This window comes from Sphingopyxis sp. OPL5, from assembly GCF_003797775.2.
GTDB lineage: Bacteria > Pseudomonadota > Alphaproteobacteria > Sphingomonadales > Sphingomonadaceae > Sphingopyxis.
This window is the reverse complement of the sequence record NZ_CP060725.1, coordinates 2,619,968-2,642,939: the sequence shown is the minus strand read 5'-3', so window position 1 is coordinate 2,642,939 and position 22,972 is coordinate 2,619,968. Positions and strand designations below refer to the sequence as shown.

The window sequence follows — 22,972 nt, the reverse complement described above, 5'->3', positions numbered from 1 at the left end:
TCCCTCGTCTTTCGGGTCCCCGCGCACGGCGGCGATACCCGGAATCATCTTTTTGACAATCTATCATGCGTTATAGAAATGGCGAAGGCAAGAGACCATCCGGCGCTTGATCGCGACCGTCATCCGATCGTCCTGTCCGACGGCCAATAGGGCGCGCGAAGCTGGCGCTTGTTGACCTTGCCCGCCGGATTGCGCCCGACGTCGTTCACGAAATCGATCGTCCGCGGACATTTATAGGCGGCGAGCTGGCCGCGCAGCCACGCAAGCAGCGCCTCGGCTTGGGGGGGCGTCACCGGGTCGCGCGGAATGACCAGCGCCTTCGCCTCTTCGCCGAGGTCGGCGTTGGGCACCCCGATGACGACCGCGTCGACGATATCGGGATGCGCGACCAGCAGATGCTCGATCTCGGCGGGATAGATGTTCACCCCGCCGCTGACGATCATGTCCGACACGCGGTCGGTGATGTAGAGGAAACCCTCCTCGTCATAATAGCCGACGTCGCCGAGCGTGAAGACCCCGGGTTCGCGGTGCGCCGCACGGGTCTTTTCGGGATCGCCGCGATAGACGATCCCGCGCCCGCGCGTGTCGCGAAAGAAGATCTGACCCGGCACATTGGGACCGAGCCGCTCGCCCTCCTCGCTGTAGATCTCGAGCTCGAAGGGTGCGATCGTCTTGCCGACCGATCCCGGATGCGCCAGCCACTCGTCCGAATAGATAAGGTTGGTCGTCCCGCTTTCGGTGCCGCCATAGGCCTCGACGAGGACGGGGCCGAACCAGTCGATCATCGCGCGCTTGACCTCGGGCGGGCACGCCGCGCCGGTGTGCGTCACCACCTTGAGCGAGCCGACATCGAAGCGCGCGCGCACCGAATCGGGCAGCGAAAGCAGGCGCTTGAAATGCGTCGGCACCATCAGCGTCGTGACGATGCGATATCGCTCGATGAGTTCGAGCGCCCGCTCGGCGTCGAATTTGGTCATCACGACGAGCGGGTGGCCGGCGCCGAGGATGCGGACCGAGGTTAACGAGGCGTTGAAGTAGAGTGGACCGAGGCACAGGTGCGTCCCTTCGGGGCGTTCGGCGGTCCACTCGCGCAGCATCGCGAAGAAGCCCGCGACCGTGTCGGCCTGCGGCAGCGTCGTGTCGACCGCATCGATCGCCTTGGGGAAGCCCGTCGTCCCCGAGGTGAACTGCAGATAACGGCGCGGCGGCATGTCGTCGGGCGCCGGCGCGTCGGACTGGGCCGCGAGCCACGCCTCCCACGCGGTCGCCCCGGCCTTCGCATCGCACCGCCAGCCGATCAGTTCGACGCCGCCGACAGCGCACGCCACCTCACCGCCGAGGTCCACCGTCTCGGGACCGACGAACAGGATTTCGGCCGCCGATTCGCGGAGGACATAGGCCAGTTCGTCGGCCTTGAGGTTCGGGTTGACCGGCACCGCCGAAACGCCGGCGTGCAGGCAGGCCAGATAGGCGACCACCGCTTCGCTCGAATTGGCCGCGAAGACCGCGACGCGGCGCTCGGGTCCCAGCGGGTGCGCAAGCAGGCCGTTCACCACCCGGTTCAGCATCGCGTCGAGCTCGGTCCAGCTCAGCGAAATCCGGTCGTCGGCGAGTGCCAGACCGTCTCCAGCGATTGCGACCATCCGATGCGACGCGAGCGCCATAGTCTCTCCTCTCCTTCGCGGTCCGCCGCCACGGCCGACCGCCGCCCGGTTTCGTTGAACCGGGAATCACATGGCCGGTCGCTATCATCGCGCCGGGCCAAAGTGAATAGTATTATATGTTATAAAATTATTGCGGCGCGCCTTTGGCTCAGGGCAAGACGTAGCCACCGTCGACCAGCAGCTCGGCGCCGGTCGCGAACCCAGCCTCGTCGCTCGCAAGGAAAAGCACCGCATTCGCGATTTCCCGCGGCAGGCCCAGCCGCCCGATCGGATGCCGTGCAATCGCAGCGGCGCGCATCGCATCGGCGTCGGGCGCCTGCCGGATCAGTTCGGCGACGAGGGGCGTTTCGACATAGCCCGGGTGGACCGAATTGACGCGAACGCCGAGCGGTGCCCATTCGAGCGCCGCGACCTTGGTGAGCTGCGCAACCCCCGCCTTGGACGCGCAATAGGCTGCACCGCGCATCACCGCCGCCTTGCTGGCGACCGAGCTGATGTTGACGATGGCGCCGCCGCCGTTGGCGACGATCGCCGCGCCGCCATAGCGCAGCCCGAGAAATACCCCGTCGAGGTTGATCGCGAGGATGCGCCGCCAGTTCGCAAAATCATGCTGCAACAGCTCCTGGCCACCAACCGCGACCCCGGCGCAATTGACCAGGATGTCGAGCCCGCCAAAGCCGCCGAGCGTGTCGTGGACGACGCGCTGCCAATCGGCCTCGCTGGTCACGTCGAGCCGTTCGAAGACCGCTTGCACCCCGCCTTCGCCCAGCTTCGCCGCCAGCGCTTCGCCCGCCTCGACATCGATGTCGGCGACGACGACGCGCGCGCCCTCTTCGCCCAGCCGTTCGGCGATCGCCGCCCCGATGCCCGACGCCGCGCCGGTGACGATCGCAACCTTGCCCGCAACCCTGCCATTGCTGCCCATATCTCTCTCCCTCGATGCCGCGCCCTCTTCGCCGCTGGCGCGCTCCGCCGGAGCGCGCCAACCGGGACGCGTGCGATTTTGCCCCGACCATCGGGACCGGTTCGAGAAATATTAGCGCACGCTATATTATTATGCCAGAGGCTTGTTCACCGTTCGGCGACTCCGGACGATCGCAAGGCTCAACGCTCGCTGGCCGCCTTTTTCGCAGGGGACCGGCGGGTGGCGGTCGCGGTTTTCGCCGCACCGCGCTTCCCGGCTTTCGTCGCAGCCGTGTCGCCGCCAGCCGCCTTATCGGCCGTCGCGCCCGACGCCTCGGCGACACCCTGCCCCTGCTGCTTGGCCTTGTGGGTCTGGAGGAAAGCGGCGCGCAATTCGCCAGGCTCGACCTCGGCCATCTTGCGGAAGGTCATCCAGCTCGGCCGGCTGTTCCGGAGGTCGTGCAGCCACTGCTCGGCCTCGGCCTTGTGCCTGCCGCGCGTCGAGGCCGCGACGATCATCAAAAAGCCCTCGCAAACCCGTTCGACGAGCAGTTGATCCTCGATATCGCCGATGCACCAGTCGGTCAGCGTCGCATAGGTGTTCGTCGTCAGATAGGCGGTGATATGTTCGGGCGTGACCTTGGCCTGGAGCCCCTTTTCCTCGTCGAGCATCTCGACGAAGGGCTTGTACGCATTGGTCGACATCAGCCGTACCGCGTTGCGCAGCGCGCGGTCGGATTGCGCCGAATTATAGACCGACATGATCGCGGTCGTATAGGATCGCAGCTGCGTGTTGCGCGAATGGACCTTGATCATCCGCTCGATCTGCCCCTCGAGCGTCTTGCGCGGGAATTTGTAATAGACGGAATTGTTGAATTCCTGGGTATATTGCGTGACCGCCAGCGTGATCACATGATCCTTGCTGCCAAAGGCATTATACAGCGTCTTCTGTGCGATACCCGCGCGCGCGCACAGTTCGCGAACGCTGAGTTCCGCGACGCCGGACTGGGCGATCATCTTGCGCGCGACGCGCAGGATCCGCTCGCGCCGCTCCATGATGCTGTCGCTCTTATATTTGGTCGGGCGCCCGGCGACGGATTCTTCCATAATCTCTCTCCTGCCGGGACCGTCCCGCCAATCTTACACATCGTGCGGCCACGGCCCGTTGCTGCCGATCGCCCCCGACATTTCGCACGGTTCGCCAGTGCGTTTCAATCATGTTTCGCGCGCGCCATCTTGCCATGCCGCGCAACATTATATAGCGCATTGCAATATTATATATGGACGGGAGACCGAGATGCTGGACCACAAGCCCTGGAGCCAATCGATCGAAGCCGATCCGCTGCTGCTCGAAGAGGTCCGGAAACAGGGCATCCTGGATGACAGCTATATCGTCCAGCCGCTCGACGTCATCCGCCGCACCATGGCGCGAAGGATGACCGAGTCCTTTGGCGAAGTGCCCCATTTCTCCCTGAAATCGAAGATCGAGGTCGACCGGCTGCAGGCGGTGCGCGCGGCGATCAACGCCGGCCGCTCCGACGACCGGATCTCGTTCAACGACCTGATCATCAAGGCCGCGGCGATCGCCATCGCCCGCTACCCCGCGATCAACGCCAGCTATCATCCGAAGGGCATATTGCTCCACGCAAACGCCGACATCGCGGTTGCAGTCGCGATCGAAGGCGGGCTGATCACCCCGATCATCCGGGCCGCGGAGGAGAAGCCGGTCGCCGCCATCTCGGCCGAAATGAAGGACATGGCGGCCCGCGCCCGCCGCAAGCGATTGTTGCCCGAGGAATATTCGGGCGGCACGATGACCATTTCCAACCTCGGCATGTTCGGCGTCACCGAATTCACCTCGATCATCAATCCGCCGCAGGCGTGCATCCTGTCGGTCGGCGCCGCCTTCGAGGAGTATCGCGTGGTGGACGGCGCGCCCTATGTCGCGACGGTGATCGCGCCCACGCTCACCTGCGATCATCGCGTCGTCGACGGCGCGACCGGCGCGCGCTGGCTCCAGCAACTGCGCGAGGTGATCGAAGCGCCCGAGGAATGGACGACGGCCTAGCTCTTCGCTTCCAGATAGCGGAGCAGCGCATCGCGCATCAACGCATAGGGGTCGGTCAGCACTTCGGCCGGGCGGGCGACGAACGCGTCGCGCAGATATTGCGAATGGAGGTCGGGGAACAGCGCGGTTTCGCCGCTCGCCCAGCCGTCGAGGATGTTCGCCGCGATCTCCTGCGGCGAGGTTTTCGCGAAGTCGGTACTGCGCATCATGTCGGTGTCCATCAGCCCCGGATAGGCGAGCGAGACCGCGACATTGGGCATCGCCCCGCGCACCGCATGGCCGAGCATCGTGCCGGCGGCCTTGCTGGCGCTGTACAGTTCGGCGCCATGCGCGGGCACGAGCGCGGCGAGCGACAGTATCGAAATGAAGCCGCCGCCGCGCGCTTCGAGTTGCGGACCGAAGGCATAGACCAGCCGCAGCGGCCCGAAGAAGTTGGTCTCCATCGTCGCACGCGCGCCCGCGAGCGTCGTTTCGAGCAGCGGCACCATATGCGTCACGCCCGCATTGCTGACGACGATGTCGATATCGCCGAGCTTCGCAGCGGCGGCGACCTGCGCGTCGTCCGTCACGTCGAGCGCGACCGGAACCGCACGTGCGCCGAAACGAGCGAGCGCCGATCCGAAGCGCGCGACGTCGCGCGCGCCGCAATAGATTTTGGCCGCCCCCCGCGCGCAGGCGGCCTCGACCAGCGCCGCCCCCAACCCGCGGTTGGCGCCGGTGATCAGCAGCGTCTTGCCCTCGAAACTCCGGTCATCGCTCATCTGGCATCCCTTTCTTCTGTGGCTGGACAGGGCGGCCCCAGCGCCGCCCAGGCGAGTTGTTCGGCAAGCGCCCTGCTCTCGCCGCCGCGATCGCGGTCGTGCCACCCGGGAACGGCGGCGGCGGGGACCTGATAGGTCAGGCAGGTTCCGACCACGTCGTCGGCCTTGTGCGTGTCGAGGATGACCGTCGCGAGCCGGTTGATCTCCGCGTCGGACCAGGCGCACTCGGGCGCGACATCGCGATAGGCCGAACGGTTGAGGAAGGTGGCGCAGAAATTGCGCCAGCTTTCGCGCGTCGCGGTATGGACGAGCAGCCAGCCGTCGCGCGCGCGCCAGAGCGACAGCGGCGGACACAGCGGCAGGTCGTCGGGCGCGTGGTCCGCATGGTCGCGGACCCGCCGCACGGACGGCAACGGCGCGGCCTCGGCCCCCGACAGCAGCGCGAGCAGGTCCGCAGCGGTATCGCCCGGCGTCAAGGCCGCCGGCAGCTCGACCACCCAGTCGAAGGCCGCGCCGCCCGCCGCGATGGCGCCCGCAGGCAAGGCGGGCACCGCGGCGCCGGGCCAGAATTTCATCATGGCGCGCAGCGGCGGACCGCCCGGAGCGTCGCTCGCCAAGGCCGTTGCCCCGCCCTAGGCCTCGGGCGCCAGCGCGCGCGACCAAGCGCCTGCGAAATCGCCCGACAGCACCCCCTCCGCAGCCCCGCGCCCCGGCGCAAACGCCGCCAGCACCTCGTCGAGCCGCTGATCGAGCGCGTCGGACGACGGCTCGGCGGCATCGGGCGCGGCGCACAGGACCAGTTCGACCTCGGTCGTCTGCTCGTCGCGAGGCCAGGCCGCCATCATGGACAGTTCGCCGCCGGCTTCGACGAAGCAGATATTCGGGAAATGCGACTGCGCGCCGACGACGCGCGCGCCCAGATGCGCAACGACGCGTTTCCAGTTGGCATCGACCACGCGCGTCCGGCGTCCGGCCAGCCGGTAGTGCGTGCGCGCTTCGAGCCACGGGTGCAGGGCTCCGAGCGCGCCTTCTAGGTCGGGCGCCTCGCCGCTCTGGTCGATCCATAGCCAGCCGCCGAGCTCCGCGAGCCGCAGCGGCACCAGCGAATGCGCGCAGCGATCGATATTGCCGAAGTCGCGTTCGTCGGGGATCGCCATCAGCTTGCCGAACGTGTCGTAGGTCCAGCTGTGATACTGACAGCGAAACGCGCGCGCGCGCCCGGTCGGGGTCCGCACCACGGGCGCGCCGCGGTGTCGGCAACTGTTGTAATAGCCCCTGATCTTTTGATCGACCGACCGGACCATGACCGTCGGGATGCGCGTGCGGTCCCAGGTGAAATAGCCGCCGACCTCAACCAGTTCCTCGGCGCGGCCGACGGGCATCCAGAATCGGGCAAAAATCTGCTTGAGCTCGCGTTCGTAAAGCTCGGCCCCGCCTCCGAAATTCCCGGAAAGAGCTGCGTCTTCCAGGGGCGCGGCAGGCAGCGTCAACGACAATGATCATCTCCCGAACGACAGCGACGGCTGTTCTTTTCGCACCAGCCGTATCGCATTCTCCGAACAAACTCTAGCACGCATTCCCCTTTTCATATAGTGATCGCGAAAACATGGCGCACCGGACGCGATTTCGGCGGCGCAGAACAGCAGGGCGAGGAGCAGAGACGATGGATCAGGCGCTCATGGACCGGATCAAGGGCAAGATCCTGGCCGAGTTCGACCGCGAAGGACTGCCCGAAGGCTTCCCCGAGCTGCCCGTGATTCCGGCGGGGCGCTACACCGAACAGCTCTTCTTCGACCTCGAGCAGGAGCATATGTGGGCGCGAACCTGGCTCTACGCGGGCCGCGCCGAGCAACTGCCGCGCGCCGCAAGCTATCAGGTCTGGGACTATAGCGGGCCGTCGATCGTCCTCGTCCGCGACACCGCGGGGCGAATCCGCGCCTTCCTCAACCAGAGTCCCAACGACGCGCCGCTGGTGCCGCTGACCGACCCGGGCGCGCACCAGCATGAAATGCCCTTCGACGCGCCGGGGCGGATGTTCATGCAGGTCGAGTTCCCCGACTTCGACCTGCCCGGCGGCGTCCTGCAATGCCAACGCAAGGGCTGGACCTACGACCTCGACGGACGGCTCGTCGCGGTACCCACCGGCCAGACGCTCGAAAGCGTGCCGCACGCCCAGCGCCAGCTCACCGAATATCGCTGCGACGTCTGGGACGGCTTCGTCTTCGTCAATCGCGATCCCGGCGCGATCCCGCTGCCCGAATGGCTGGGTCCGGTCGTGCCGCAGATGGCGCAATATGAGGGCGCGAAACTCCGGATGTTCTCGCGCGCCACCGTGCTGCTGCGCACCAACTGGAAAGTCGCGACCGAAGCCTTTCAGGAAGTCTATCACTTCAAGCATATCCACCATCATGACGGCGTCGTCTCTCTTGACCAGCGCGGCGTGACCCATGCGATGTTCCCGCACGGCCATTCGCGGATGGTGACCCCCTTTGCCAAGCGGCAGCAGGAAATGATGGGCATGGCGGGCCCGACCGACTGGGAAACCGCGGCGGACAGCGCGCGCGAATCGCTGATCGGTACCGGCACGCCGCTGATCGGGACGGTGCAGCCGATCGTCAACGGCGCGGTGCTGACCTACAGCCTCTTTCCCAATCTCACGACGCCGACCTCGGCGCGCGGCCTGCCGATCCTCGCCGCCTGGCCGGTCGACCCCGCGCATACATTCTTCGAATGGACCTCCTTCGTGCCCGACTGGGGCGAGGACACCCCCGCGATCGACCAGATGCGGCAGGCGACGCTGCAGACGCCGATGACGATCATGGAAGAGGATGTCCGCAACATGGAGCCGATGTTCCTGTCGCTCTCCTCGCCCGGGCTGCCGGGGCTGCGCATCGGCTATAACGAGCGCCGCCTCTACAATTCGGCCGAGGTGCTCGACCGGATCATCGGCATCGACCGCATCCCCGAACGCCTGCGCGTACGCCAGCTTCTCGACGGCTTCGTGGAGCAGGACTGATGACCCTCGGGCGCATGGCGGTACTGCAACCCTTCGGGTTTCTGGCGATCGAGGAGGCCGAAATCCCGGCACCGACGGGGTCTCAGGTCGCGGTGGAGATGTTCGCTGCGACAATCGCGCCCGCCGACGTCGCGCTGCTCGCGCGGTCCGACGAGCCCGGCTGGCAGCCGCTGGTGCCGGGGCTCGAGGGCGCCGGAATCGTCACCGCGATCGGCGAGGCGGTGACGCGGGTGAAAGTCGGCGATCAGGTCGTCATCGGGACAGCATCCGATGACAGCCAGGCAGAGGCCGGACGCCCGGTCTCGACCTGGACGACCAACGCGCTGGTCGACGAAAAATATGTCGCGGCCTTTCCGCGCGACATCGGCGCCGACCGCGACAGCCTTGGCCTGCTCGGCGCGACGGCGCTCGTCGCCGCCACGCTCGCGGCGCAGGCCGTCAAATCCGGAGCCGGTGAACCCATCGTCGTCGCCGGAGGCGGCGGGCTGGCGCTCGCGACGATCGCCGCGCTGCGCGCCGCCGGCGTCACGACCGTGATCGCGCTGGCTCCCGGCCACGCCCATGCCGCCGCCGCCGCCGCGGGCGCGGATCCATGCCTCGCCGCAGGCGCCGACCTCGGCGCGGCCGGCGCGCGGCGCGGCCTCGACTGCCGCGAAGAGATTTCGCCTGACCCCGGCGCGCTCGACCCCGCGATCACCTGGACCGATGCACACGCCCAACCGCTCGATCGCGACCGCGCGATCGCCGCGCTGACCGAGTGGATGGCGTCCGGGCGCTTCACCCCCGGAGTGGCGATCGGCAAGCGCTACACCATCGAGCAGATCAACGAGGCGGTGATGGAGATGGAGGGCGGGCGCATCGCGGGCGCCGGGCTGGTGGTAGTGGAGCCGCTGAAATAACCGCGCCGGGGTGCATGTGTTTCCACTTGCCTCGACGGATCAAATGATATTAGCACGCGATATAGAAATATCCGAAGTGGAAGACCGGGCCGCAACTCACGGACCGCATTCTTCCTGACAACAACGGCGCGTTCGGGAGAGATACATGGACATTCGGGGAAAGCGCGCATTGGTCACCGGGGCGAGCGGCGGCATCGGGCGCGCCTGCGCGCTGATGCTCGCGCGCCATGGCGCGCGCACGATCGTCCTCGCCGATATCGATGCGGAGGGCCTTGCCGCCGTTGCCGCCGAGGTCGCGGGCCTTGGCGCCGAAGCGCTGACCGAGACGGTCGACCTGTCGGACTCCGCCGCGGCGATCGCGATGTATGCGCGCGCCGAGGAGCGGTCGGGCGGCCTCGACATCATCCACAACAATGCCGGCATCATGGGCGGCCCGCCCGATTTTCCCGACGATAATATCGACCGCATGATCGCGGCGATGCAGATCAACCTGATCGCGATGATGATCGGCACGAAGATGGGCGTCGGCTTCCTGCGCGCCCGCGGCGTGCCGGGGGTGATCATCAACACCGCCTCGACCGCGGCGCTCGGCCCGCTGCCCAAGGACCCCGCCTATGCCGCGTCCAAGCGGGGTATTCTCGCCTATTCGGAATCGTGCAAGCCGCTGCACGCCGAGTTCGGGATTCGCGTGATCCCGCTCTGCCCCGCCGTCACCGACACGCCGATCGTCGCCAAGGATGCCGACTGGCTCCAGCCGATCCTCGAATCAATCCGCCTGCTGCAGCCCGAGGAAATCGCCGAAGAAGTGCGGCGGATCATCGAGGACGACAGCGTTTCGGGCGAGGCCGTCGTGGTCCACAACGAGCCGCTGGCGCAATGAAGCGACCGCGGGCGCGGGCGGACCTGACCGCCACCCGGCCCGCACAGTCACGAAGCAGAAACAACGGATCATACATGGCCACAATCACCTATATCGAACCCGACGGCTCCGAACGTATCGTCGACGTCAAAGCCGGCCTTTCGCTGATGGAGGGCGCGATCAACAATGGCGTCAACGGCATCGAGGCCGATTGCGGCGGCGTGTGCGCCTGCGCCACCTGCCACATCTATGTGGACGCCGACTGGATAGAGGCGGCGGGGCCCCGCACCGACATTGAGGAAGCGATGCTCGACCTCGCGAACGAGGTTCGCGAGAACAGCCGCTTGTCATGCCAGGTCAAGGTGACCGACGGCATGGATGGCCTGATCCTGTCGATCCCCGAAGAGCAGCGCTAGCCGGCTGTGGAGAGGGTTGGCCACCCGCCCAAGCCCTCCCTCCGCCTCCCTCGCCCGCACGGCCTTCGCGACCGCAGGTTTCGCGCGAAATACATATCGTTATAATTTCTCAATAATCCCAGTTTTCGTGGATTTATTGCAGAATTTCCCGAGATTCCGCTCTTGACAATCGATCCAACCATCTATTTGTATAACACGTCCTCCATTTAGGAGGCGATGCACGCAAGATGCACTGGGAGAGGGAGGATCAATTCATGACGAATCCGTCAAATCTGTCTGGCGCCATGGACAGGGCGTCGAAATGGAAGCTTGGCTGGGGCGCTTCGCTGCTCGCCATCGCAACGCTCTGTCCCGTCGCCGCGCAGGCGCAGGATAGCGAGCCGAAGCCCGCGCCCGCCCAGCGCAGTGCCGCAGGCGACGACGAGATCATCGTCACCGCGCGCCGGACGCAGGAACGGCTAATCGACGTCCCCGTCGCGGCCGCCACGCTGTCGAGCGAGGCGCTACAGCGCTATGCGACCAGCGACCTTTCCGAAATCGCCAATCAGGTGGTCGGCGTCCAGCTGACCCGCACCCCCTCGTCATCGAGCGGCGGCAGCTTTTCGATCCGCGGCGTCGGCAACCTCGCCAACGACCTCGGCAACGAACAGCCCGTCGCAATGAACTTCGACGGCGTCCAGCTCACGCGCGGCCGCGTCGTCACCATGGCGCAGTTCGACCTCGAACAGATCGAAGTGCTGAAGGGGCCGCAAGCGCTGTTCTTCGGCCGCAACAGCCCGGCGGGGGTCGTGTCGATTCTCAGTACGACGCCCAAGCTGGGCGGCGAGATCGAGGGTTATGCAACCGCGCAATATCAGTTCAAGACCAATACGCCGTCGATCGAAGGCGCGCTCACGCTGCCCGTCGGCGACAATTTCGCGGTGCGCGTCGCAGGGCGCGTCAGCCGGATGCAGGACGGCTATCTGCGCTATGTCGGCGAACCGATCGCCGATCCGTTCCCCGCCGAAGCAGGCCTGATCCTGCCGGGGTCGGGATATGAATGGGGACCCGGCACCAAGTCGAGCGCGGTGCGCGGAACCGCGCTGTGGAAGCCCTCCGATAATTTCACCGTCACGCTGCGGTCGCTCTATTCGACCGAACGCAACCGTGGCGGATCGGGCACGCGCGAGGTCGTCCACTGCGGCGGCACGCGACCGACCTCCTATGGCATTCCCGACCCGTTCGGCGATTGCGTCGCCAACAATATAACGTCGAACGGACTGCCGCCGCTTCAGGTGACGCGCAACCTCTACAACGGCCCCGAGGACGGAAAGCCGTTCAGCAAGACGCGCGTGTCGCTGTCGTCGCTGACGCTCGACCTCGCGGTCGGCGCGATCGACCTCACCTCGGTGACCGGCTATTATGATTACAAGAACAGCGCGTTCGACAATTTCGATTATACGGTCTTTGGCCAGGCGACGAACACGCAGCGCGACAAGGGCTGGCAGTTCTCGCAGGAATTCCGTGCGGTCTCCAACTATGACGGACCGATCAACTTCTCGGCGGGTCTCTTTTACCAGAACGAACGGAGGCAATATGTCGCAGGCACCAAGATCGCGGCGCTGGGCCCGTTCACCGGCCCCGGCGAGTTCAACGGCATCTACGACACGCTGATCTCGACCGGCCAGAGCCGCGGCAAGACCTATTCGGCCTTTGCCCAGCTTCGCTGGTCGATCCTCGACAATCTCGAGCTTGCCGGCGGCGCCCGCTGGACGCGCGAAGAAAAGTCGACGAATATCGGCAACATCTTCAACCGCCTGCCGTCCTTCTCGCCCGTCGGCTTCCGCTACAAGCCCGAGTTCGAGGGCGAGAATGTGTCGCCCGAAGCGACGCTGACCTGGAAGGTGACCCCCGACGTCACCATCTATGGCGCCTACAAGACCGGCTATCTGTCAGGCGGCGCATCGAACCCGTCGACCGTCGCCAATTATTCGACGCTCCCCGACCCGAACCGTCCGTTCCTGTTCGACGAGGAAACCGTCGAGGGCGGCGAAGTCGGGATCAAGGCGTCGCTGCTCGGCGGAAAGCTGACCGGCGACCTCACGGCCTATCGCTATAATTATGACGGGCTGCAGGTGCAGACCTTCGATGCGACAACGACGTCCTTCTTCACCCAGAATGCCGGCGGGTCGCGCAACCAGGGAATCGAGGGCCAGATCCGCTTCCGCGCGTCGCAGGACCTGACGCTGCGTCTCGCGGCCTCCTATGCCGACCTCAAGTTCACCGATTTCGACGGCGCGCAATGCTATGCCGGACAGACGGTGCTTCCGGTCGCGGCGCCCGGAACGACGAAGACCCCCGGCGCCTGCTATTCGACCGGGGTCGGCACCGGCAAGGCGCGCTACATGACGGGCCTGCGCTATGGCCCCGCGCCGTTCCAGGCGATCGTCGGGGTCAGCTATGAAACCCCGATCAGCAGCGACTGGGCGGTCGGCTTCACCGTAGACGGCTATATCTACAACAAGACCCCCGCCTGGCAGATTCCCTATTCGCCGGGTCAGGAATCGCACGAGATCGTCAATGCGTCGCTGCGCCTCAGCCGCCTCGACGACAGCTGGCAGTTCGCGCTGATCGCGACCAACCTGTTCGACAGCAATTGGCATCCGCCGGCGACGACCGACAAGCCGCTCGGCACGGCGGGCGACATCATGGCGGACTCGCCGGTCCCGCGGCTGGTGACGCTGCAGGCGACCTTCCGCTTCTGACAGAAACCCCGGGCAACTCTCTAGGGCAAACTCGGCGCCTCCTTCGGGAGGCGCCTTTTTCTTTACCCGGCGCGGCGGCGAGGCGCCGGTCGGCGCGGCCCGCGTATCGGCGCACGCTTACCCACGCCCGGGCAAGGCTCCGGCCATTGTCGAAAGCTTCAGTGACTATTGCCCGAGCGACGGCGACACAGCCTGCGCCGGCACCCCCTTCTTCAGCATCAGCCGCGTTTCGCCGATCGCCCCGCTGGCGAGCAGATCGAGCACCTCGATCGCCACGTCCTGCGGCGTGAGGCTGTCGGGCGCGTGCAGTTGCGGCGGGAACAGATCGCTCGTAAAGCCGCCGGGGCAGATGGCGTTGATGCGCACGGGCCCCGACGGATGCGCCGCGCCCAGGCTGCGCACCAGCCCGACCAACGCATGTTTGGTCAGCGAATAGATCGGGTCGAAGGGGATCGGCGCCAGACCGCCCATCGAACTGGTGATCGTGATCGCCCCGCCGCCGCGCCGCGCCATGCCGGGCAGCAGCGCCTGCAACCCGAACACCACGCCGTCGATATTAACGCGGCGCAGCGCCTCGTAGCGCCCGAGCGCGAAATCCTCGATCGGCGGCACCGACAGCGCCACATCGAGCGGGCGGGTCATGATGCCGGCGTTCAGATGCGCAAAGCCGATCGGCCCCAGCTCGGCGGTCACCGCCGCGACCGCCGCCGTCCATTCGTCCGCGGAACCCACATCGACGTGCCAGAAGCGTCCACCCGTCGCGCGCGCGACGGCCAGGCCGTCGGCTTCGTTGACGTCGAAGATCGCGACGCGCGCACCGGCCTCGGCCGCGAGGGTCGCCGTCGCCGCGCCCAGCCCGGTCGCACCGCCGGAAACCAGCACGACCTGCCCCTCAAAAGCCGCCATTGCCGTTCCTCCCGTCCGCGATGACTCTCAGGCAGCCGCGATCAACCCCAACCGCTGCGCCAGCCCGCGCGCCGCAGCGTCGGGGAAAAGTTCGTCGACCCCGCCCTTCGCCAACGCGTCGAGCACCGCCCCGGTCAGCACGCTTGGCGGATTGAGCTGCGTCTTGTCGGTGGTTTCGAGATGCATCCCGGTGTCGTAGCCGCCGGCATAGACCGCCATGACCGCGACCCCCTCTCCGACGAAATCGACGCGCAGCCCTTGCGTCATCGAACGCGCCGCCGCCTTCGACGCATTATAGCTACCGACAAGCGGCATATAGGTGAGCGCGGCGATCGACAGGATGTTGACGATCGTGCCCTTCGACCGGATCAGCGCGGGTGCGAACGCGCGCGCCATCGCGAGCGGGCCGAAATAATTGACCTCCATCTCGTGCCGCGCCTGGTCGAGGTCGGGCGCGCTCAGGAAGCCGGCATAATGGAGAACGCCCGCGTTGTTCACCAACACGTTGACGTCGCCGGCCTGGCGCGCCGCCTGCTCGACCTGCTCGGGCCGGGTCGTATCGACGACCACGGGGTGGACGCGCGGGTCGATCACGGCGACGGCCGCCGCCGCTTCCGCGTTCCGGACGCCGGCGTAAAGTTTCGGCACGCCCGCATCGAGAAATGCATCGACAAAGGCGCGTCCGATACCGCGCGACGAGCCGGTGACCAGTGGCCGGCATTGCTCGAAATTCATGCGTCTCTCCCGACATGCTCGGCTGCCGCGGACAGCGCGGCGACCGCGTGCCCCGCCAGCCCGGCCCGCATATTTGCGATGCCTTCCGACAAAAGTAGTGTATGATATATTTTTTTCGGGCGTGCAAGCCGTCCGCTGCGCAAAGCGGAAGCGGCAAGGTGCCGACCGGCGGCGCGTTTACCCGCGGATTGTACGTTCAATCTGCGATTTTTCCTGCATTTTTCCGAAAGCTGCTTCCGCGCCGCGGGTCGGGAAAGCGCCATGCGCCGCCTTGACAAGAATGAAGCGCGTGATAGTTTTGGTGGGCGCAAAGACGCGATGTGCGAAGGCGGAAACCTTCGACAAAGGGAGAGCGAGCATAATGAGCGAGGCGAGAACCTGTCCGGTCGACGGCGTCGTCGAAGTCGACATGAATTCGGAGGCGTTCGCCGAGAATTTCAAGGACATCTATACCCAGATGCACGCGAGCGGATGCCCCTATGCGCATTCCTCGGCCGGCGATTTCTACGCGATCGGCAAGCATCAGGACATCGTCAAAGCCTGCACCAACACCAAGCTGTGGAGCAGCAAGCTCGGCCCCGCGCTGCAATATCAGTCGCCCGAGACCCCCGGGGTCCTCGTCAGCGTCGACCCGCCCGAACATACGTTCGAGGCGCGGCTGGTCGGCAAGGCCTTTTCCAAGGTCTATTTCGAATCCTTTATCCCCGGCATCAAGGCGTTCCTCAACGAGCGCATCGACAGCTTCATCGCCAACGGCCGCTGCGACATTCACAAGGAAATTTCGGAGCCACTGCCGCTTTGGGTGATTTTCGCCATGTTCGGCAAGGCGATCGACGATGAGGGGATCGACGCCTATCGCGAGGGCTTCGTCGGCTCGATCGGCCAGATGCTGGCGCCCAATCCGGTGCGCCCGCCGTCGCGCAACGCCTTTGCCGACAGCTTCCTGTCGGACCATCTGGCCGATGTGAAGCGCAAGCTGGCGTCGGGCGAAGCGCAGGCGGACGACAATCTGCTCACCCGCTTCATCACCACCGAAATCGAAGGCCGCCGGCTCACCGACGACAAGATTCTCGCTTTCTGCAACTTCCTGCTCGCCGCGGGCAGCGGCACGACGACGATCCTGCTGTCGGGCCTGCTCTATCAGCTGCTGAGCTCGCCTGAGCAGTTCGCGAAGCTGAAGGCGAATCCCGATCTCGTCCCGCTCGCGATCGAGGAGTCGCTGCGCGTCGAATCGCCGCTCCATGGGCTGTTCCGTACCAATAACGAGGAAGTCACCGTCGGACCGCTGACCATCCAGCCCGACACCAAGGTGATGATGATGTGGGCGGCCGCCAACCTCGACCCGACAGTGTTCCCCAACCCCGAAAAATTCGACCTCGACCGCGATCTCGCCGACGTCCGCAAGCATCTCGCCTTCGGCTATGGCATCCACATCTGCCGCGGCGCGCCGCTGTCGCGGATCGAGGCGCGGCTGTTCCTCGAAACCATCCTCGAACGGCTTCCAAATTTGCGCTTCGACGGCGCGATGAAGAAGGATCACCGCATCCCGATCTTCAACGGCATCGGCGAGCTGCCGGTCGCCTGGGACGTCTGACGCCGCACGAGGCAATCGGCGCTGCGCCCCCTGGCGCGGGCCATCCAATATCGATCGGGATGATATGATGAACGAAAAGGCGCGGATGGTTGTTCTGGCCCGGCGGCCGGGAGCGGATATTTCGGTCGACGATTTCGCGGTCGAGGAACGCCCGCTGCCCGAACCGGGCGAAGGCCAGGTACAGGTTCGCAATCGCTATATCAGTGTCGACCCCTATATGCGCCTCGCGCTCAGCGACCGGAACGGCGTCAGCGCCGCCAAGCCGGTCGGCGACGCGATGACCGGCGGCGCCGTCGGCATCGTCGAGGCCTCACGCGCTCCCGCGCTGGCCGTCGGGACGATGGTGACCAGCCAGTTCGGCTGGCGCGACCGCTTCGTCGCCGATGCCGCTGCGGTCCAGCCGGTCGCGGCGGACGTCGGGCGCCCGAGCTGGTATCTCGGCCTGTTGGGGCTGACAGGGCTCACCGCCTATGCGGGGATCGAATATATATTGGAGCCCAAGGCCGGCGAGACCGTCTTCGTTTCTGGCGCCGCGGGCGCGGTCGGCTCGGTCGCGGCGCAGCTTGCCAAACGGCGCGGCTGCCGCGTAATCGCCACCGCCGGCACCGACGAAAAGGTTGCCTGGCTCAAGGACGTGCTGCACCTTGATGCGGTGGCCAATTATGCCACCACCGACCTTACGGCGTTTCTGGCGAAGCAATGTCCCGCCGGAATCGACCATTATTTCGACAATGTCGGCGGCCCGACGCTCGATGCTGCGATCACCGCGATGAAGCCCAAGGGGCGCATCGTCGTGTGCGGCGCCATCTCGCAATACAACACCCCCAATTATTGCGCGGGTCCAGGCGAGTTCTTCAAAATCTCCGAAAAGGGGATCACGATCGTCGGGCTCAACGTCGGCATGTGGTTCGACCGCGGCAAGGAGGCCTTTGGCGATCTCGCGCGGCGCCTCGCGGCGGGCGAGCTAGTGTGGGAGGAAACGGTGGTCGACGGACTCGACAATGCCCCGCACGCCTTCGTGTCGCTCTTCGCGGGCCAGAACAGAGGGAAGATGATCGTCGCCATCGACCCGGCATCCTGATCGAACGGAGCGGAAAAGCCATGGCCTTCACGCATATCATGACGCCGATCCGCATCGGCACGGTCGAGATCAAGAACCGCGTCTTTCGCTCGGCGCACACCACCGCCATCGGCGGCGGCACGCTGAGCGACGACCTGGTCGCCTATCACGAGGCGCGCGCGCGCGGCGGGGTCGGCTTGAGCGTGATCGAGGCGATGTCGGTACACCCCTCGTCGCTCGCGGCGCTCAACATGATCGACCCGTCGCTCGCCGAAAAATATCCGCGCATGATGGACCGGCTGCGCCCGCACGGCATGCGCGTATTCCAGCAGTTGTTCCACGCCGGCCAGCATGGCCGCACGCTCGACGGATCGCCGCCCTGGGCGCCGTGCGACCAGCCGGGCGTGACCAGCGGCGTTGCCCCCGTGCCGATGACCAAGACGATGATCGACTCTATGGTCGGCGCCTATGCGGCGGCATCGGCGAAGCTCGAACAATGGGGCTGCGAGGGGGTCGAATTCCATTGCGGCCACGGTTTCCTGCCGCAGCAATTCCTGTCGACCTATGCCAATGACCGCACCGACGATTATGGCGGATCGCTCGAAAATCGCGCGCGCTTCACGATGGAAGCGCTCGCCGCGATCCGCGCGAGCGTCGGCGCCGGCTTCGCCGTTGGCATCCGCTTGTCGCCCGACATGCTGGAGGGCGGGGTTGGCGTCGAGGATAATCTGGCGGTCGCGCAAATGGCCGAGGCGGCGGGCCTCGTCGATTATGTCAGCATCTCGTCGGGCACCTTCCAGACGATGGACAAGACGATCGGCGGGATGCACGAACCCATGGGGTTCGAGATGCCCGTCACCACCCCGATCACCTCGCAGCTCAATGTGCCGACGATGGTCGTCGGGCGATACCGCACGCTCGAGGAGGCCGATCAGGCGATCCGCGCCGGCGACGGCGACATGGTCGCGATGGTCCGCGCGACGATCGCCGACCCGGATCTCGTCGAAAAGACGCTCGCCGGCCATCCCGAGCAGGTCCGCCCGTGCATTGGGTGCAACCAGGGCTGCATCGGCCAGTTGCAGGCGCCCCCGAACCGCATGGGCTGTGTCGTCAATCCGGCGGTGGGCTATGAGCTCAAGATGGGCGACGACCGGCTAGCGCCGGCCGACCAGCCGGCGAAGATCCTGATCATCGGCGGCGGCCCCGCCGGGATGGAGGCCGCCCGCGTTGCGGCGCTGCGCGGACATCAGGTCGTTCTCGCCGAAGCCGAGTCCGACCTCGGCGGTAGCGCCAAGCTCGCCGCCATCGCCCGGACGCGCGCCGGCATCCGCGACATCCTCGTCTGGCTGCAGGACGAGGTCTATCGCCTTGGCGTCGACGTCCGCACCAGCAGCTATCTCGATATCGACGACATTCTCGCCGAGGCGCCCGACAAGGTCATCCTCGCCACGGGTTCGATGCCGCGCATGGACGGCATCCAGCTGTCCAATCCGGGCGAGCCGATTACGGGCTTCGCGCAGCCGCATGTGCTGTCGTCGAACGACCTGTTCCTGTCGCCCAACCGCGCCCCCGGAAAGTCGGCGGTCGTGATCGACGACAGCGGCCATTATGAAGCGATCGCCTGCGCCGAATATCTCGCCGAACGCGGCGCCGAGGTCACCTTTATCACGCGGCATATTTCCTTCGCCCCGCTGGTCGAAAGCGCCTTGATGACCGAGCCCGCGCTGCGCCGGCTGCACGAAGGCAAGTTCACGCTCCACACGCGGATGCGCGCGCTGTCGATCGGCCCCGATCATGTCGTGATCGCGCCGACCTTCCTGCCCGCGAACAGCAACGCGACGCTCAGCGTGCCCGCCGACACGGTCGTCTTCGTCTCGCGCAACCGGCCGAGCCGTGACCTGGCCGAGGCGCTGCAGGAGAGCGGCGTCGCGGTATCGCTGGTGGGTGATGCCAACGCGCCGCGCTTTCTGCTCGCCGCCATCCGCGAAGGCAATCTCGCGGGCGCCGCAGCCTGAATCAACGCCCGTCGGGCATCGCATCCATTTTGTTGCAAATATATTGCGCGTTATATAAATGATTCGTCCGCACAGGTAATCAGGCCCGGCGCAACGAGAATGGGTGGGGATATGGACAACGCGCAGGGGCTTTCCCCGATCGCCGCAGGATTGTGGGACGAAGGCCCGCCACCGCGCCTGATCGGCGGCCGGAAGGCCAATGGCGAAATCGTCTTTCCCTTGCCCGACGAGCCGCTGGAGCCGCTCGAACGCGTCGCGCTTGCGACCAGCGGAACCCTCTGGTCGTGGACCAGCCAGGAGTTTCAGCCCAAGTCGCCCTTTGCCGGTCCCGAGCCGTTCGAGCCCTTTCTGCTCGGTTATATAGAATTGTCGAATGAAGTGATCGTCGAGAGCCGAATCGTCGGCACGTCGATCGACCGGCTCGAACTCGGAATGCCGATGCAGCTCGTGATCGTCCCCTTCGACGACCGGCGGAGCACCTATGCCTTTCGTCCGGAGCAGCGCGCATGAGCGACAAGGTCTATATCATCGGCGCGGGCATCCATGCCTTTGGCCGCACGCCGGACCGGTCGGGCCGCGCGCAGGGCGTGTTCGCTCTGCGCCAGGCGCTCGCCGACGCGGGGATCGAATGGGCCGACATCGGTTTCGCCAGCGGCGGATCGGTCGCCGCCGGGTCGGCCGACATCATGGTCAACGACCTCGGGCTGACCAGCCTGCCCTTCATCAACGTCCACAATGGCTGCGCGACCGGCGGCAGCGCGCTGACGTCCGCGCATAATGCCATCGCGTCGGGCATGTGCGACGTTGCGGTCGCGGTCGGCTTCGACAAGCATGAGCGCGGTGCCTTCAACGCCAAGCCGTCGAACTATGGTCTTCCCGCCTGGTATGGCGAGACCGGGATGATGCTGACGACGCAGTTTTTCGCGCTCAAGATCCAGCGCTACATGCAGTTGCATGGCATCAGCCGCGAGACGCTGGGCCGGGTCGCCGAAAAGGCGTTCCGCAACGGCGCGCTGTGCGACCATGCGTGGCGCCGCTCGCCGGTCGATCTCGAGACGATCCTGAACGCACCGATGGTCAACGACCCGCTGACCAAATATATGTTCTGCTCGCCCGCCGAGGGCGGGGTCGCGCTCGTCCTCGCGAGCGAGAAGAAGCTGCGCGAGCTCGGAAGCGACGGCGTCCGGATCGACAGCATCGCCTTTCGCACCCGCCCCGAAGGCTCGTTCGAGGTATTCGCGCCCTCGATCCGCACGCCGCCCGGCGGTAAGCCCACCGTGCTCGCCAGCCAGGCCGCGTTCGAACAGGCGGGCATCGGTCCCGGTGACGTCGATGTCGCGCAGTTGCAGGACACCGAAAGCGGCGCCGAGATCATGCACATGGCCGAGAACGGCTTCTGCGCCGACGGCGAGCAGGAGGAGTGGTTCGCCAACGGCTGGAGCGAGATCGGCGGCAAGCTGCCGATCAACACCGACGGCGGCTGCCTTGCCTGCGGCGAGCCGGTCGGCGCGTCGGGGCTCCGCCAGGTCTATGAGAATGTCCAGCAGCTGCGTGGCCGCGCGGGCGCGCGTCAGGTGCCGCGCGATCCGAAGGTCGGGTACAGCCATGTCTATGGCGCGCCGGGCCTGTCGGCGGTCGCGATCGTCACCCGCTAACGCCCAAACCGCCTTTGCGGGCTGAAGGAGCCAGAATTGCAGCATCAGGACCAGAGGGCCACCGCGCCCGGGACGCCGAACCTGCGCTACAGCTATTATGTCGTGCTGCTGCTGATGCTGACCTATATCCTGTCCTTCCTCGACCGGGTGCTCATCAGTCTGCTTGCCGAACCGATCCGCGCGGAATTCGATCTTGGCGATACCGAAATCGGCCTGCTCGTCGGCTTTGGCTTCGTGCTCTTCTATACCGTGCTGGGCCTGCCCTTCGGTGCGGCCGCCGACCGCTTCAACCGGCGCAACCTGATCGTCCTCGGCCTTATCGGCTGGAGCTTGGCCACCGCTGGGAGCGGACTGATCGGCGGCTTCGGGGGCCTGCTGGTCATGCGCGCGCTCGTCGGGGTCGGCGAGGCGACGCTGTCGCCCGCCGCGCTCTCGACGATCGCCGACCGCTTCCCGCCCGAGCGGCTCGCCTTCGCTATCGCGCTCTATTCGTCGGGGGTCGTGCTCGGCGGCGGGCTGGCGATGGGTTTCGGCGGCATGCTCGCCGATTGGGCCGCAGAGACGAGCGTCTCGCTCGGCGCGCTGGGAACGGTCAGCGACTGGCGGCTCGCGATGCTCGCCGTCGGGCTGCTTGGCCTGCCGCTCGCGCTGCTACTGCTCACGACGATGCGCGAAGCGCCGCGGACGGCGGCGCGGGCCGAGGTTCCGGGCTTCGGCGTGCTGCTCGCGACGATCCGGACGAACGCCCGGGCCTTTGCGACGGTCTTCCTCGGCTTCGGCTCGATCGTCATCGCCGGCTATATCCCGATGCTGTGGGGACCGGCGCTGCTCGCGCGCGAACATGGCATGGCGGCGCCCGACATCGGCCTCTCGCTCGGGGTGATCGTCGGGCTATGCGGCTTTGTCGGCGTCCTCAGCGGCGGGCTCCTGTCCGACCGGATGACGCGGCGCGGAATCGTCCACGCACCAGTCCTGCTGGTTCTGGCGACCTTGCCGTTGCAAGCGCTGGCGTTCGGGGCGGCCTATTTGCTGACCCACACGCCGACGGTGCTCGTCCTGCTCGGGATCGGCGTCTTTTTGTCCTCGATGCTTGGCGGACTCCAGGCGACGACGGTGCAGCTGCTGGCGCCGGCGACGATGCGCGGACGCGCGATGGCGCTGTATCTGCTCGTCGTGACGGTGCTGGGCATGGGGTTGGGGCCACTCGTCATCGGGCTACTTAGCGATCATGTCTTCGCGTCGCTATCGGCGTCACTGGCCACGGTATCCACGGCGGCGCTCGCCGCCGCCTCGGCCATCCTGCTGGCAGGGCGGAACGCCGTTCGCGACGCATTGCTGACGACGAACAATATAGACCGATAGCGACGTCCGAATGCCAGGCGGGATCAAAACCGCGTGCCGTTTAGCCCTATTCTATAGCATGCATTTCCCAGAGATCCGCGCGGAAGTTCGGCACCTGTGCGCCGCGGCTCCCTGGAAACAATAGACGAACGACGGCTTTGCAGATTAGCTGTGGAACTGCCGAACGCCCGACATCGAGGCGCAAAGCAGACCCTCTGGTACAAGGGTGCGCCGAATCATTTTGCAGCCAACGCAGCGGTCCAAGTTGATTTTGCGATCCACTTGTTTGGCGCATGTATCGCAGATGTGGAAGGAGACGCACGGAGGAAGGATCTC

20 protein-coding genes are annotated in these 22,972 nt (G+C 66.1%); 12 read left to right on the top strand and 8 right to left on the bottom strand.

The features are described from left to right. Window positions 1-119: 119 nt before the first annotated feature. From EEB18_RS12630 to EEB18_RS12620, 3 genes are all read right to left on the bottom strand, one after another. Window positions 120-1,664, bottom strand: a complete 1,545-nt coding sequence (locus EEB18_RS12630; RefSeq protein ID WP_187141238.1) for an AMP-binding protein — start codon at window positions 1,662-1,664, stop codon at window positions 120-122. A gap of 148 nt (window positions 1,665-1,812) precedes the next feature. After that, complete coding sequence (locus tag EEB18_RS12625; protein ID WP_187141237.1) at window positions 1,813-2,589, bottom strand: glucose 1-dehydrogenase; 777 nt, start codon at window positions 2,587-2,589, stop codon at window positions 1,813-1,815. A gap of 179 nt (window positions 2,590-2,768) precedes the next feature. Then, on the bottom strand, window positions 2,769-3,674 hold the full coding sequence (locus EEB18_RS12620) for a TetR/AcrR family transcriptional regulator (RefSeq protein ID WP_187141236.1): 906 nt from the start codon (window positions 3,672-3,674) through the stop codon (window positions 2,769-2,771). A 190-nt stretch (window positions 3,675-3,864) separates the two neighbouring features. Between EEB18_RS12620 and EEB18_RS12615 the strand changes: the two genes are divergently transcribed. Continuing rightward, the gene (locus tag EEB18_RS12615) at window positions 3,865-4,635 is read left to right on the top strand and encodes a 2-oxo acid dehydrogenase subunit E2 (RefSeq protein ID WP_187141235.1); all 771 of its coding nucleotides are present in this window, start codon (window positions 3,865-3,867) and stop codon (window positions 4,633-4,635) included. Here EEB18_RS12615 and EEB18_RS12610 read toward each other — a convergent pair. The 3 genes from EEB18_RS12610 to EEB18_RS12600 are packed head-to-tail and all read right to left on the bottom strand — an operon-like array spanning window position 4,632 to window position 6,778. Then, complete coding sequence (locus EEB18_RS12610; RefSeq protein ID WP_187141234.1) at window positions 4,632-5,396, bottom strand: SDR family NAD(P)-dependent oxidoreductase; 765 nt, start codon at window positions 5,394-5,396, stop codon at window positions 4,632-4,634. The two genes, EEB18_RS12615 and EEB18_RS12610, sit on opposite strands and share 4 nt — an antisense overlap. Continuing rightward, a complete protein-coding gene (locus EEB18_RS12605; protein WP_187141233.1) occupies window positions 5,393-6,013 on the bottom strand; it encodes a CoA transferase in 621 nt (206 codons plus the stop codon). The genes EEB18_RS12610 and EEB18_RS12605 overlap by 4 nt, the downstream gene beginning before the upstream one ends. A 15-nt stretch (window positions 6,014-6,028) precedes the next feature. Next, window positions 6,029-6,778, bottom strand: coding sequence for an aromatic ring-hydroxylating oxygenase subunit alpha (locus EEB18_RS12600; protein ID WP_187668998.1), 750 nt, complete (start codon window positions 6,776-6,778; stop codon window positions 6,029-6,031). Between the two features lie 281 nt (window positions 6,779-7,059). On the opposite strand from EEB18_RS12600, the gene EEB18_RS12595 reads away from it, so the two are divergent. The 5 genes from EEB18_RS12595 to EEB18_RS12575 all read left to right on the top strand — a co-directional run bounded on the left by EEB18_RS12595 (window position 7,060) and on the right by EEB18_RS12575 (window position 13,330). Then, window positions 7,060-8,412: an aromatic ring-hydroxylating oxygenase subunit alpha gene (locus tag EEB18_RS12595; protein WP_187141231.1), complete on the top strand. Its 1,353-nt coding sequence runs from the start codon at window positions 7,060-7,062 to the stop codon at window positions 8,410-8,412. Further along, on the top strand, window positions 8,412-9,311 hold the full coding sequence (locus tag EEB18_RS12590) for an alcohol dehydrogenase catalytic domain-containing protein (protein WP_187141230.1): 900 nt from the start codon (window positions 8,412-8,414) through the stop codon (window positions 9,309-9,311). The genes EEB18_RS12595 and EEB18_RS12590 overlap by 1 nt, the downstream gene beginning before the upstream one ends. A gap of 145 nt (window positions 9,312-9,456) precedes the next feature. Next, window positions 9,457-10,191 (top strand): SDR family NAD(P)-dependent oxidoreductase, encoded by a 735-nt coding sequence (locus EEB18_RS12585; RefSeq protein WP_187141229.1) that lies wholly within the window; start codon window positions 9,457-9,459, stop codon window positions 10,189-10,191. 74 nt (window positions 10,192-10,265) lie between these two features. Continuing rightward, the gene (locus EEB18_RS12580; RefSeq protein WP_187141228.1) at window positions 10,266-10,586 is read left to right on the top strand and encodes a 2Fe-2S iron-sulfur cluster-binding protein; all 321 of its coding nucleotides are present in this window, start codon (window positions 10,266-10,268) and stop codon (window positions 10,584-10,586) included. Window positions 10,587-10,840: 254 nt separating this feature from the next. Continuing rightward, window positions 10,841-13,330, top strand: a complete 2,490-nt coding sequence (locus EEB18_RS12575) for a TonB-dependent receptor (RefSeq protein ID WP_187139491.1) — start codon at window positions 10,841-10,843, stop codon at window positions 13,328-13,330. A 165-nt stretch (window positions 13,331-13,495) separates the two neighbouring features. On the opposite strand, the gene EEB18_RS12570 is transcribed toward EEB18_RS12575, so the two are convergent. Both EEB18_RS12570 and EEB18_RS12565 read right to left on the bottom strand, forming a co-directional pair. Further along, window positions 13,496-14,236, bottom strand: coding sequence for an SDR family NAD(P)-dependent oxidoreductase (locus tag EEB18_RS12570; protein ID WP_187139492.1), 741 nt, complete (start codon window positions 14,234-14,236; stop codon window positions 13,496-13,498). A 27-nt stretch (window positions 14,237-14,263) separates the two neighbouring features. Beyond that, window positions 14,264-14,971: an SDR family NAD(P)-dependent oxidoreductase gene (locus EEB18_RS12565; RefSeq protein WP_187139493.1), complete on the bottom strand. Its 708-nt coding sequence runs from the start codon at window positions 14,969-14,971 to the stop codon at window positions 14,264-14,266. A 361-nt stretch (window positions 14,972-15,332) separates the two neighbouring features. On the opposite strand from EEB18_RS12565, the gene EEB18_RS12560 reads away from it, so the two are divergent. The 6 genes from EEB18_RS12560 (at window position 15,333) to EEB18_RS12535 (ending at window position 22,657) form a co-directional block, all read left to right on the top strand. Further along, complete coding sequence (locus EEB18_RS12560) at window positions 15,333-16,565, top strand: cytochrome P450 (protein WP_187139494.1); 1,233 nt, start codon at window positions 15,333-15,335, stop codon at window positions 16,563-16,565. 64 nt (window positions 16,566-16,629) lie between these two features. Continuing rightward, window positions 16,630-17,646 (top strand): MDR family NADP-dependent oxidoreductase, encoded by a 1,017-nt coding sequence (locus EEB18_RS12555; RefSeq protein ID WP_187668997.1) that lies wholly within the window; start codon window positions 16,630-16,632, stop codon window positions 17,644-17,646. A gap of 20 nt (window positions 17,647-17,666) precedes the next feature. Continuing rightward, complete coding sequence (locus EEB18_RS12550; protein WP_187139496.1) at window positions 17,667-19,640, top strand: FAD-dependent oxidoreductase; 1,974 nt, start codon at window positions 17,667-17,669, stop codon at window positions 19,638-19,640. Between the two features lie 111 nt (window positions 19,641-19,751). Then, a complete protein-coding gene (locus tag EEB18_RS12545; protein WP_187139497.1) occupies window positions 19,752-20,150 on the top strand; it encodes a Zn-ribbon domain-containing OB-fold protein in 399 nt (132 codons plus the stop codon). Continuing rightward, window positions 20,147-21,295, top strand: coding sequence for a thiolase family protein (locus EEB18_RS12540; protein WP_187139498.1), 1,149 nt, complete (start codon window positions 20,147-20,149; stop codon window positions 21,293-21,295). Before EEB18_RS12545 ends, EEB18_RS12540 begins: the two co-directional genes overlap by 4 nt. A 36-nt stretch (window positions 21,296-21,331) precedes the next feature. After that, on the top strand, window positions 21,332-22,657 hold the full coding sequence (locus EEB18_RS12535; protein ID WP_187139499.1) for an MFS transporter: 1,326 nt from the start codon (window positions 21,332-21,334) through the stop codon (window positions 22,655-22,657). Window positions 22,658-22,972: the final 315 nt, after the last annotated feature.

Bases quoted from the DNA above. Each gene is read 5' to 3' on its own strand.
- EEB18_RS12570 (WP_187139492.1), bottom strand. From the start codon at position 14,236: ATGGCGGCTTTTGAGGGGCAGGTCGTGCTGGTTTCCGGCGGTGCGACC.
- EEB18_RS12625 (WP_187141237.1), bottom strand. From the start codon at position 2,589: ATGGGCAGCAATGGCAGGGTTGCGGGCAAGGTTGCGATCGTCACCGGC.
- EEB18_RS12575 (WP_187139491.1), top strand. From the start codon at position 10,841: ATGACGAATCCGTCAAATCTGTCTGGCGCCATGGACAGGGCGTCGAAA.
- EEB18_RS12545 (WP_187139497.1), top strand. From the start codon at position 19,752: ATGGACAACGCGCAGGGGCTTTCCCCGATCGCCGCAGGATTGTGGGAC.
- EEB18_RS12630 (WP_187141238.1), bottom strand. From the start codon at position 1,664: ATGGCGCTCGCGTCGCATCGGATGGTCGCAATCGCTGGAGACGGTCTG.
- EEB18_RS12540 (WP_187139498.1), top strand. From the start codon at position 20,147: ATGAGCGACAAGGTCTATATCATCGGCGCGGGCATCCATGCCTTTGGC.
- EEB18_RS12555 (WP_187668997.1), top strand. From the start codon at position 16,630: ATGATGAACGAAAAGGCGCGGATGGTTGTTCTGGCCCGGCGGCCGGGA.
- EEB18_RS12610 (WP_187141234.1), bottom strand. From the start codon at position 5,396: ATGAGCGATGACCGGAGTTTCGAGGGCAAGACGCTGCTGATCACCGGC.
- EEB18_RS12560 (WP_187139494.1), top strand. From the start codon at position 15,333: ATGAGCGAGGCGAGAACCTGTCCGGTCGACGGCGTCGTCGAAGTCGAC.
- EEB18_RS12585 (WP_187141229.1), top strand. From the start codon at position 9,457: ATGGACATTCGGGGAAAGCGCGCATTGGTCACCGGGGCGAGCGGCGGC.
- EEB18_RS12600 (WP_187668998.1), bottom strand. From the start codon at position 6,778: ATGCCCGTCGGCCGCGCCGAGGAACTGGTTGAGGTCGGCGGCTATTTC.
- EEB18_RS12590 (WP_187141230.1), top strand. From the start codon at position 8,412: ATGACCCTCGGGCGCATGGCGGTACTGCAACCCTTCGGGTTTCTGGCG.
- EEB18_RS12565 (WP_187139493.1), bottom strand. From the start codon at position 14,971: ATGAATTTCGAGCAATGCCGGCCACTGGTCACCGGCTCGTCGCGCGGT.
- EEB18_RS12595 (WP_187141231.1), top strand. From the start codon at position 7,060: ATGGATCAGGCGCTCATGGACCGGATCAAGGGCAAGATCCTGGCCGAG.
- EEB18_RS12550 (WP_187139496.1), top strand. From the start codon at position 17,667: ATGGCCTTCACGCATATCATGACGCCGATCCGCATCGGCACGGTCGAG.
- EEB18_RS12580 (WP_187141228.1), top strand. From the start codon at position 10,266: ATGGCCACAATCACCTATATCGAACCCGACGGCTCCGAACGTATCGTC.
- EEB18_RS12620 (WP_187141236.1), bottom strand. From the start codon at position 3,674: ATGGAAGAATCCGTCGCCGGGCGCCCGACCAAATATAAGAGCGACAGC.
- EEB18_RS12615 (WP_187141235.1), top strand. From the start codon at position 3,865: ATGCTGGACCACAAGCCCTGGAGCCAATCGATCGAAGCCGATCCGCTG.